This is a genomic window from Reinekea blandensis MED297 (genome assembly GCF_000153185.1).
Classification (GTDB): Bacteria; Pseudomonadota; Gammaproteobacteria; order Pseudomonadales; family Natronospirillaceae; genus Reinekea; species Reinekea blandensis.
In genome coordinates this window covers 340,634-351,672 of the sequence record NZ_CH724150.1, presented here as the reverse complement: position 1 = coordinate 351,672, position 11,039 = coordinate 340,634, and the positions used below count along the sequence as shown (strand labels likewise).

Genomic DNA, 11,039 nt, shown 5'->3' with positions numbered 1-11,039 from the left:
GTTGGATCCAGAGCAAAACCACACTTTTAACGATCATTATCTGGAGGTCGATTATGACCTGTCAGATGTGATGTTTATCTGTACATCTAACAGTATGAATATCCCCGGGCCGTTGTTGGATCGGATGGAAGTTATCCGTATTCCTGGTTACACCGAAGACGAAAAACTGAACATTGCTCAGCGATATCTGATTCCGAAGCAAATGAAAAGCAACGGCTTAAAAGAAGGTGAGTTAACCTTAACCGATGAAGCGATTCTGGGGCTGATTCGCCACTATACCCGTGAAGCCGGGGTGCGTGGTTTGGAACGAGAAATTGCCAAAGTCTGCCGTAAGGTGGTCATGCAGAACGTTCTGGACAAATCTAAGCAGGCTCGGTCAATCGAAGCGGAGCAGTTAGAAGATTATTCCGGGGTCCAAAAGTTCAAATACGGCATTGCGGATAAAGAAAACCAGATCGGTATGGTCACCGGGCTGGCATGGACGTCGGTGGGTGGTGAACTGTTAAATCTTGAAGCCAGCTGTGTTGCAGGTAAGGGCGCTGTAATGCGCACCGGCTCCTTGGGTGACGTTATGAAAGAGTCCATCCAGGCGGCACTGACGGTCGTCCGCAGTCGGGCACAGGGTCTCGGTATTCTACCGAATTTTCACGAAACCAAAGACATTCATATCCATGTCCCGGAAGGAGCGACACCAAAAGATGGCCCGTCAGCCGGCATCGGTATGTGTACTGCTTTGGTTTCTGTGCTTGCCCGGATACCGGTTCGTGCAGATGTGGCCATGACCGGTGAAATCGCTCTGCGCGGCCAGGTTCTGCCCATTGGTGGTTTAAAAGAAAAGCTGCTTGCAGCGCACCGTGGCGGGATAAAAACAGTTATCATTCCTGAAGAAAATGTGAGGGATTTGAAAGAGATTCCTGATAACATCAAGAACGAACTCGATATTCGTCCGGTTTCATGGATTGATGAAGTTTTGGACATTGCTTTGGAGCAAAAGCCAGAAGCTCTGTCTGATGAGGAAGTTGCCACAGCAATTTCCAAACAGAAGTCAAAGAACAGCGAAGAAAGCAGTATTAGTACGCACTAAGCTGCTTGACAGCTGTTTTTCGAGGCTGGTATAAATTGACGTTGGTAGAATTACAACGTATTCATAGTCATCTGAAAAGGGTCGTTGGGCCGGAACCGAATCAGGTTGCCCAGGCATCGCTTCGATACCTATAAAACTAAGTAAAGGGGAATAGTGTGAATAAATCCGAATTGATTGATGCAGTTGCTGCTGCTGCAGACATTTCTAAAGCTTCTGCTGGTCGTGCACTGGATGCGATGGTCGATTCTGTAACGAACGCCTTGAAAGAAGGTGATCAGGTCGTTTTGGTTGGCTTCGGTACGTTTGCAGTGAAAGAACGCGCAGCGCGCACCGGTCGCAACCCGCAGACGGGTGAGCCCATTCAAATCGCTGCGGCTAAAGTGCCAGGCTTTAAAGCCGGTAAAGCCCTGAAAGACGCAGTTAACTAAGTGCTCGCGGGCCAATAGCCCGCTGTACTGCTTTTCTAGATAACAGCGTATCGTCTCCGATACGCTTTTTTTATTTTAGAGCTACTAAAACGAGGTCATGATCTCAATGCTCGACGCACTCCGTAACTCAGCAAGAGGAACCGCTGGTAAGGTCATTGTTGGCCTGATCGTCATCACATTTACACTCTTTGGTGCTGAATCGATCATTTCAATCGCCGGAAATTCTGCCCCAGCAACCGTCAACGGCGAAGACATTTCAGAGGTAGAATATCAGCGATTATTAAGTCGTCGTCAGCAGGAATTGACCAGTCAATTTGGTGCTGAAGCTGCGGCTCAATTAATGAACTCATCGTTTGTAACTGATGAAATTATCGAATCTTTAATCAGCCAAGAGCTTCAGATGCAATTGGCCGATAAATTGGCTTTTGACGCTTCTGAAGATCAAGTTGTTCAGTCTTTTGCCGACATTCCCGCCTTTCAAATCGATGGTGAGTTTAGTCAGGATCGGTATCTGAATGTACTGGCGGCCAATGGTTTTAATCATCAGTCATTCGTTGCTGCTCAAAAAGAACAGGCCGCTTTGGCCCAGTTTCAGTCAGGTGTCGCAAACAGTGCGTTTGTTGTTGAAAAAGCCATTGACCGATATGCCAACCTGATTGCTCAGGAGCGTAGTTTTCAGTACAAAGCTTTTGAATCTCAAAACTATTTGGCGCAAGTAGAGGTTAGCGATGGCGAGCTTCGCGATTACTATGAGCAAAACCAGGAGCAGTTTCTCAGTGAAGAAAGCGTAAAAGTACGCTACCTGACGATTTCTCTGGACTCACTTGCAGAACAGCAAAGTGTCACCGAACAGGAAATTCAATCGGAATATGATTCTTATGTCGCGTCACTCAATGAAGACAATGTGCGCGAAATTTCTCATATTTTGTTCGCTGACGGTGACGATAATCAGGCCGAAGCGCAGGCTGCGTTAACTCGCCTGAATCAAGGTGAAGAGTTTGCAGACCTGGCTTCTGAGCTATCTGATGACCCGGGCAGCGCTGAGTTTGGTGGCTCTCTGGGCGAACTCATCCCTGATGTCTATGTCGATGAGTTTTACGATGCGGCACTGGAGCTGTCTGAAGTTGGACAAGTATCTGCACCGGTTGAAACTCAGTATGGGGTTCATTTAATTCGCTTGGATGCTTTAAATGCCAGCGATCCAGAACCGCTGAGCGAAGTTCGTGATGAGCTTGTTGCTGATATTCGTGAACGTAAAGCCCAGGAAGAACTTCTGCTGGTTGAATCTCAGCTTTCAGATGCGGCATTCTCAACTGATACCATTGAAGAAGTAGCCGAGTTATTTCAGACCGAGGTGATTTCCAGCGACTGGATTACCCGAAGTGCAGCCGATACGCCATTTGATAATCCAGAAGCGCTTGAACAAGCCTTCAGCGCTCAAGTCATCGAAGATGGGTTAATCAGTAGTGTTGTTCGACTGGAAAATAGCAGTTTGTTGGCTCTGCAAAAAGAGGCCTATGCTCCTGAGGATGTGGAGTCTTTTGAGGCCGTTGTCGAAGAGGTTCGCACAATTCTGACTGCAGAAAAAGCTGAAGAACTGATGCACAGCGAAATGGCCTCTGTGATCGAAACGCAACAGATCCAGGGTGATGGCTGGGAGACTGCAGACGCGATTACCCGTAACAACAGTGAGCTGCCATCCGCGGTTGTGTCGAAGGCGTTTGAACTGCCTCAGCCGATAGATGGATTAGTGCTGGGTGAGACCTCCGGTGACAGTGTCGCTTATGTTGTAGCGTTAACCTCAGTGACCAATGCGGCACCGGATACAGAACAGCGGGAAATGGCCACTGCTCTGGTTGAAAACCGTATCGGTGGCAGCCAGTATCAGATCATCTACAATCAGGCCAGAAACAAGGCTGATATAACCGTTCGTCGTTAAGTTGTAGGCTGAATTGGTGATAAAGGCTGCCTTGAGCAGCCTTTTTTTTGGAGACACAAAATACATGCAACATCAGGTTCAGAAACTGGCCATCATCATCGATGAGAACGCTTTGGAGATGATTGATTTTGCCAACTGTCTTGGCATCAGTGAACGAAAGGCTCAAGCCATTTGTTCTGGAGAAAAGCCACTCAGTGCGACGTTGGCCCGGCAAATTGAACAAACTTTTTTCAAGCCATATCGATGGTTGGACATTGAGGAATCAGACACTTCGGAGGGACCTTCGAATGACTTATTTGGATGAGCTTGAGAAGATAATCGCCCCGCTTAGAAATGAATTAGCTAAGGTTCGGTTAGCGATCTTTGATGTCGATGGTGTTTTGACGAATGGACAGCTTTGCTATGAGGCAGGGGGCGAGTCCATAAAGATTTTTCATGTGCGCGATGGTGTCGGATTAAAGTTGCTCCAGGACATGGGGATTGCCGTGGCTGTGGTAACCGCGAAAGACTCTGAAATGGTTGCCAGGCGTGTTAAAGAGCTTGGCATTATCCACTATGTTCCAGGCGCTAAAAACAAACTGGACACTGTGATTCAGCTAGCTGAGTCACTCGGTATTACTAAAGGTGAATGCTGTTTTACCGGGGACGATATGGTCGACCTGCCTGTTATGCAGGCGGTTGGCGTTTCGTTTTGCCCGAATGATGCTTATCCCTATGTTGCTGAACGAGCGAACATTCAGTTGAATGTTTCAGGGGGGCAGGGCGTCGCGAGAATGGTATGCGATATGCTCTTATTAGCGAGTAATCAGTACGATGCTGCTTATCAATTGGCGTCAACTGAAGCATTTGAGCGACAGCGCTGATCGAGATCAGCGCTTGAACTCAGCAACGATTAGCCGGTGACGATCTCCGGCATTTCTTTTACGACCGTATCCACGGCTTTCATTTGTTCAAGAAACGCCTTGAGTTTATCCAGCGGTAACGCGGAGGGGCCATCGCATTTTGCCTGCGACGGGTCAGGGTGAGATTCCAGAAACAGTCCGGCAATTTTTTGTGACATACCCGCTCGGGCCAGATCCGTCACTTGAGCACGTCGGCCATCGGCAGAGTCGAGTCGTCCGCCCGGACGCTGCAATGCGTGTGTCACGTCAAAAATAACCGGAAAACCGGTTTCTTTCATGATTCCAAAGCCCAGCATATCGACCACAAGATTGTTGTAACCAAAACTGGTGCCTCGTTCACAGAGGATCAGCTGATCGTTTCCGGCTTCCTGGAACTTCGTTAGAATGTGGGCCATTTCATGCGGCGCAAGAAACTGAGCTTTCTTGATGTTGATCGTTGCTCCGGTTTTTGCCATGGCCATGACCAAATCGGTCTGGCGCGATAGAAAGGCGGGTAACTGGATTATGTCAGCTACTTCGGCAGCCGGTTGAGCTTGGTAAGGCTCGTGCACGTCGGTAATCACCGGAACATTGAATGTGTTTTTCACTTCTTCAAGGATTTTCAGGCCTTCTTCTAAACCCGGGCCCCGAAAACTGTTAATAGAACTGCGATTCGCTTTATCAAAACTGGCCTTGAACACGTAGGGAATGTCCAGTTCTTCCGTGATGCGAACGTATTGTTCAGCCGCTGACATGGCCAGATCCCGGCTTTCCAGTACGTTGATTCCACCAAAGAGCGTGAATGGTTTGTCATTGCTGCATTCGATGTTCTTGATTTTTACGGTGCGTTGCTGCATCCAACGTTCCTCTGAATGTGATTTTCGGCTATTGTAGCCCGCCCAATCCATAAACCAACCGTTAAATGCTCTCTGATGATCTGAAGCAGTCAATTCAGTCTGCTTACACCACCTATCTGAATGCTCGTGACCTGAAAGCCCGTCACGGACAGAAGCATATGCTTGCTCAGGTTGCCCGAACCTTTGGGACGATAGAGCTGGATGAAGAGGGTGTTCGCGTGTCTGAAACACCGGTAGGTGTGATCGAAGCCGGAACTGGCACCGGCAAGACAATCGGCTATGCACTCAGCGCCATTCCTATTGCACAATCGTTGGATAAAAAACTTGTTATCGCGACGGCAACGGTGGCCTTGCAAGAGCAGGTTGTCAGCAAAGACCTGCCGGATATCCTGAGCAATACCGATCTTCAGTTCAATGCCGTGCTGGCTAAGGGGCGAGGACGGTATCTCTGTACTCATAAGCTTGAACAATTGATTCAGTTTTACAGTGGAACGGTCGTGGCCATGTCTCTGTTTGAAGAGACCATGGAAGCGGACGAGGCCACACTTAACCAATATAACGAGATGATGACGTCTTTTGGTTCTGGTGAGTGGTCAGGAGATCGGGATCAGTGGCCAGACAAACTGGACGATTCACTCTGGCGGACGTTAACGTCCAGTCATCGAGAGTGTCTTAACCGGCGCTGTCCGCACTATCAGAACTGCCCATTTTTTGAGGCGAGAAAAGCACTGGATGATGCTGACGTCATCATTGCTAACCATGATTTAGTCTTAGCGGATTTGTCGCTCGGTGGTGGCGCTATTTTGCCAGCCCCGGAAGATACCCTCTATGTTTTTGACGAAGGGCATCATCTTCCTGACAAAGCGCTCATGCATTTCGCAAACCAGATGACGGTTAAGTACTTATTGAATCAGTTTGATAACTGGAAAAAACAGTTACCAAAGTTGCGACTGGAACTGGCTTACGGAGACTCTTCTGAGTTTCTGATCGATCAGTTTTCAGATCAATTGAATGCGGCACATGAACAGCTTTCATTTGCCTGGTCGGCTTTACAGCCTTGGTTTCATCGACTTGAAGAAACCAATGATCAACTCACGTTACATCAGCCCGAGCAGTTGGTGCCGGTCAGCTCGATCCTGGAACCTTTGCTGTCGCCTATGACGGGGGTATATACCAGCTTAACCGCTATTGAAGAAAGCATTCGTAAACGCTTGTCCAATACGACGGATTTAGATGAGAAAGAGCGATTGCAGAACGCCATGCCTTTGATTGGGCGCTGGCTATCCCGAACCGAACCTGCCAAAGATCTGGTCAGTAGTTGGCTGCAGACAGACTCTCCAGACTACGCACCCACGGCGCGATGGATGGAGCGAATTAATACGCCCGACGTACAGGATTTGTCACTGAATACCAGTCCGGTGACCGCAAATGCTGTGCTCAAGGCGTATCTTTGGAACCGATGCTGTGGCGCGATTGTCACGTCGGCAACGTTGACCGTTGAGGCGCGGTTTGATCGTTTTTTAGCCCAGGCTGGAATCTCCGATGCCGCGCATCTTTTGCAGGTGCCCAGTCCATTTGATTATCCTAATCTGGTCACAGCCATTGTGCCCGAGTTTGCGGTTGAAGGCGGGGCGCGTGAAGCGCATTCTGAATCGATCGTTCGTTTGATTGAATCCCAGCTGCCGAAAGAAACCGGGAATCTGATCCTTTTCAGTTCTAGGGCTCAGATGTACGAGGTTTACGAAGCGTTGCCTGTTGACTGGCAAGATGTGATTACGCTGCAGGACGACCTGCCTAAAACCGCGTTGATCGCTCATCACCGAGAGCGCTTGGAAGAAGGCGCGGGCTCAACACTGTTCGGTCTGGCCAGCCTGGCAGAAGGCGTGGATCTTCCTGGCAATTATCTGACCCATTTGGTCATCGCGAAGTTGCCGTTCGGGGTGCCCGACGACCCAATATCCTCAACGTTATCTTTATGGTTGGAATCGAAACAGCTCAATCCGTTTCAGGTCGTCACACTGCCAGCTGCGACTATCCGGATGGTACAGGCCTGTGGGCGCCTGATACGACATGAAAATGATCGCGGCACCATTTGGGTGATGGATCGTCGTTTGGTAACAAAACGGTATGGCAAAACGATCATCAACTCACTTCCTAACTACCGCTGGCAGTTTCAGTAAGCGATCATCGCTTTGGCCAGGGTCAGACGTTAATCGGGATATGGTCAAAGTCCGCGTGCTTCGCAACGGATCCTTCCGGCAGCTGCATGGTGATACAGTGGATCGAACCATGCTCCTCGATCAGCGGCAAGGCATTAACGCCTGTGACAAAGTGCTCAGGGAATGCCTGTTCAATTATGCTTAACGCAATACTGTCTGAAGGATCGTCGTAGGTTGGCACAATGACCTGTCGATTACAGATCAGGAAGTTTGCGTAAGTCGCGGGTAACCGGTGTCCATCCTGAGCGAAACGAGCCATCGGGAAAGGCAGCCCAAGTAACCGGTAAGGACGGCCATCAACTGTTTGCATCTTCTCCAGCTCAGACTTCATCTGCGTCAAGGGTTCATAATGCGTATCTGATTCATCGGTGCATCCCTGAAACACGATAACGTTGTCGGGTGCAAAGCGAGCCAAAGTATCGATGTGGGCGTCTGTATCGTCGCCTTCCAAATGACCATGTTTCAGCCACAAAACCTGTTGGCAGCCAAACCATTCTTTTAACGAAGCCTCCAGTGCCTCCTGAGATACCGGTCCATTTCTGTTTTCATTAAGCAAACAAGCCGTTGTCGTCAACAACGTACCCTGACCATCAGATTCGATGCTGCCGCCTTCAAGGACCCAGTCAATCTGTTTCAGGTCATTAATGATCCCTTTGCGATACATTTGTTCAGTCAGCAGGTTATCTTGTTCGGCTGGGAATTTGTTACCCCAGCCGTTGAACGTAAAATCAAGACACACTGGCGTTTCACCATCGAGAACGGTGATGGGGCCATGATCGCGGGCCCAGGTATCATCGCTGGCGAGCTCGACAAACAGGCAATTGCTCATATCTGCCGCCATGCCGTTCAGGCGATGCACCAGAGTGACGGGATCTGTTCCCGGATGCAGCTGAACAATGACCCGTTGATAATGAGACACCTTCGATACCAGATCCAGATAGGTTTGTTCGACGGCGTCAAGCTGGCTTGCCCAAGCGCTTTCAGCGTGGGGCCAGGTTAACAGCACGGCGTCCTGGGGGTGCCACTCCGGTGGTAATACACGAGTTTGAGACATTGGAATCCTATGCGTTCTTTTGTTCTGTTTGAGCTTGGAACATGTGTTTGACGATTTGCTGGGTTTGGCGATCGGTAAGTTCTTTAAAGCGGAGATGGACACGGGATAAGTTTGATTCCGTTGGTGTCACTTCCACGACTTCTGAAAACATAAACAGAGCAAAGTAGGTTGGTTGGAAAATGATCGCGGTCGCAAACTCGTCACCGATGCTCATAGGACTCGTGACATCAAACGAACAGCCGCCTTCACTGATGTTGACGGTCTGTGACGTCATGTCTCCACTGGTCAGGCTTTGAACAGCGCTGATCTTGGACAGTGCAGAAATCTGCCGCCGCAGAATATCAATGGATTTAAAGGTTGCGAGGTCTTTAATGCGTTCAGCAACCTGGTTGAGTTCCTGATCAAGCTGTTGAAACTGCGCATACAGCGATAGCGTGTGCAGCTGTTGGAAGTAATCCGCTGGATCCACTCGTTCGGGTTCGCGTTTCTGCAATGAGACCGAAGCTTTTATATCTACCCGAAACGCTTCGCGTCGGTCTTCAGGGGTCTTATCATTTTGGGTCATATTCGGCCGTTGTCAGAGTTGTGTAAAATGGGTCTTAACTGGGTATTGTAGTCAATATAGTGGCGGATCGCTGCACTTACTGGACGGTTTTTCTATGCTGCACTCGTTGCCTTTTTACATAGGCCTCAGGTACTTACGCGCCAAACGCAGAAATCACTTTATATCTTTCATCTCCGGCGTGTCTATGATCGGGCTGACATTGGGCGTGATGGTCCTGATCATCGTGTTGTCGGTAATGAATGGGTTCGACCGGGAAATGCGCAATCGCATTTTAGGGATGGTGCCTCATGCAGAAATTTATCTGCCCGGTGAGATGCGAAACGCCGAAGAGGTGCGCCAGGCCGCCCTCGAGCACCCGCTGGTTGTTGGTGCCTCACCGTACATTAAAACGCAAGGCATGGCGATCAGTAACGACCGGACCCAGGGCGCATTACTCACGGGCGTTGACCCGGACACCTTAGGCAGTGTGTCTATCTTGCCAGATCATATGGTGGCTGGTTCATTGGAAGCTTTGGAGCAATCGTCTTTCGGCGTCATCATTGGACAGTCCCTGGCTCGAATCCTGAATGTCTCTGTCGGCGATAAGTTTCGAGTCATGGTGCCAGAACTGTCGGTGAACATCGCTGGCATTCAGCCCCGGTTTAAACGCTTTACCGTGGTGGGGATCTTTAAAGTTGGCGCCGAACTGGATGCCAGTCTGGTGGTAACCCACATTGACGATCTGGCCAAGCTGATGATGTATGGCGACGCCGTTGATGGCGTTCAACTGAAAACGGCCGACCTGTTCAAAGCGACACAAATTGCACTTGAGGTCGGACGAAGCCTGCCACAAGTTTACTATGTGTCGGATTGGACGCGCACTCAAGGCAACCTGTTTCAGGCGATTCAGCTGGAAAAACGATTAGTCGGTCTGCTGTTGTTCATGATCATCGCGGTCGCGGCGTTTAATATTGTTTCTTCACTGGTCATGCTGGTGACGGATAAACAAGGCGAAATTGCGGTTCTGCGAACGTTGGGCGCGACCAGTCGCCAGATACTGGGCGTGTTTATGGTTCAGGGCACAGCCATCGGCATCATCGGCATCAGTATTGGTGTCATGCTTGGGGTCATTGGAGCCTGGACCGTTGCCGACATTTTAGCTTGGTTCGAGTCGACCTTTGGCATTCAGTTCCTGAACGAAAATGTTTATTTCATCAGTTACATCCCATCGGAACTGAAGTGGGGTGATGTTGGGCTGATCGCTTCAGCAACCTTTGTATTGTCTGTTTTGTCGACCATTTATCCTGCCTGGAAAGCCTCCAGGATTTCACCCGCAGAGGTTTTACGCTATGAATCCTGAGTCTGTTTTAAGCTGCGAACAGGTATCCAGAAGCTTCAATCTGATCAATGAACAGGTTCATGTTCTGAAAGACATTTCGTTCAACGTCAGAGCAGGGGAAATGGCCAGTATTGTTGGTACCAGTGGTTCCGGTAAAACGACGTTGCTCAACCTGTTGGCAGGTCTAGACAGCCCGTCCAGCGGGACTGTCACAATGGTTGGTCAGCCACTGAACAAGCTCAGTGACCGTGAAAGAGCGCGTGTGCGGAATGATCACATGGGTTTTGTATTTCAGTTTCATCACTTGTTGCCCGAGTTTTCTGCTTTGGATAACGTGCTGATGCCATGTCGCATTCGGGGCGCGATCGTCAATGAGCAGCGCCAATATGCCGAATACCTACTTGAACAGGTTGGCTTACAGGACCGGATAATTCACCGGCCATCAGAGCTTTCGGGAGGCGAGCGACAGCGGGTTGCGATTGCCCGGGCGCTGGTTCGTCAACCGGATTTTGTCTTGATGGATGAGCCGACCGGAAATCTGGATGAAGAAACTTCGGAGCAAATCCAGGATCTGATCGGACAAATGAATCAGACCACCGGATCGAGTTTTGTAATTGTGACGCACAGTCAGGAATGGGCTCGGCAGCATCCGGTACAGTTTCGGTTAACTAAAGGACAGTTAACCGGAGTGTAA

At 49.5% G+C, this 11,039-nt stretch carries 11 protein-coding genes; 8 read left to right on the top strand and 3 right to left on the bottom strand.

What is annotated here, in order from left to right; genetic code table 11:
- The 5 genes from MED297_RS21795 to MED297_RS06985 form a co-directional block, all read left to right on the top strand.
- Window positions 1–1,084: S16 family serine protease (locus tag MED297_RS21795; protein WP_040556722.1), on the top strand; the 1,084-nt coding region annotated here is incomplete at its 5' end.
- Between the two features lie 155 nt (window positions 1,085–1,239).
- Complete coding sequence (hupB, locus tag MED297_RS07000) at window positions 1,240–1,512, top strand: nucleoid-associated protein HU-beta (protein ID WP_008043584.1); 273 nt, start codon at window positions 1,240–1,242, stop codon at window positions 1,510–1,512.
- A 106-nt stretch (window positions 1,513–1,618) separates the two neighbouring features.
- Complete coding sequence (locus MED297_RS06995) at window positions 1,619–3,451, top strand: SurA N-terminal domain-containing protein (protein WP_008043583.1); 1,833 nt, start codon at window positions 1,619–1,621, stop codon at window positions 3,449–3,451.
- 64 nt (window positions 3,452–3,515) lie between these two features.
- A complete protein-coding gene (locus MED297_RS06990; protein WP_008043581.1) occupies window positions 3,516–3,755 on the top strand; it encodes a hypothetical protein in 240 nt (79 codons plus the stop codon).
- Window positions 3,739–4,314 (top strand): KdsC family phosphatase, encoded by a 576-nt coding sequence (locus MED297_RS06985; RefSeq protein WP_008043580.1) that lies wholly within the window; start codon window positions 3,739–3,741, stop codon window positions 4,312–4,314. Before MED297_RS06990 ends, MED297_RS06985 begins: the two co-directional genes overlap by 17 nt.
- A 29-nt stretch (window positions 4,315–4,343) precedes the next feature.
- On the opposite strand, the gene kdsA is transcribed toward MED297_RS06985, so the two are convergent.
- Window positions 4,344–5,189 carry a 3-deoxy-8-phosphooctulonate synthase gene (kdsA, locus tag MED297_RS06980; protein WP_008043576.1) on the bottom strand — a complete coding sequence of 282 codons (846 nt, stop codon included), beginning with the start codon at window positions 5,187–5,189 and terminating at the stop codon, window positions 4,344–4,346.
- A gap of 65 nt (window positions 5,190–5,254) precedes the next feature.
- Here kdsA and dinG point away from each other — a divergent pair, with 65 nt between their 5' ends.
- Entirely contained in the window at window positions 5,255–7,369 is a 2,115-nt protein-coding gene (dinG, locus tag MED297_RS06975; RefSeq protein ID WP_008043574.1) for an ATP-dependent DNA helicase DinG, read from the top strand.
- Between the two features lie 22 nt (window positions 7,370–7,391).
- Here dinG and MED297_RS06970 read toward each other — a convergent pair whose 3' ends face one another.
- Window positions 7,392–8,462, bottom strand: coding sequence for an agmatine deiminase family protein (locus MED297_RS06970; protein WP_008043571.1), 1,071 nt, complete (start codon window positions 8,460–8,462; stop codon window positions 7,392–7,394).
- A 7-nt stretch (window positions 8,463–8,469) separates the two neighbouring features.
- Complete coding sequence (locus tag MED297_RS06965) at window positions 8,470–9,027, bottom strand: PilZ domain-containing protein (RefSeq protein ID WP_008043567.1); 558 nt, start codon at window positions 9,025–9,027, stop codon at window positions 8,470–8,472.
- A gap of 94 nt (window positions 9,028–9,121) precedes the next feature.
- Between MED297_RS06965 and MED297_RS06960 the strand changes: the two genes are divergently transcribed.
- Both MED297_RS06960 and MED297_RS06955 read left to right on the top strand, forming a co-directional pair.
- A complete protein-coding gene (locus MED297_RS06960) occupies window positions 9,122–10,366 on the top strand; it encodes a lipoprotein-releasing ABC transporter permease subunit (protein WP_040556721.1) in 1,245 nt (414 codons plus the stop codon).
- Window positions 10,356–11,039 (top strand): ABC transporter ATP-binding protein, encoded by a 684-nt coding sequence (locus MED297_RS06955; RefSeq protein WP_008043563.1) that lies wholly within the window; start codon window positions 10,356–10,358, stop codon window positions 11,037–11,039. Before MED297_RS06960 ends, MED297_RS06955 begins: the two co-directional genes overlap by 11 nt.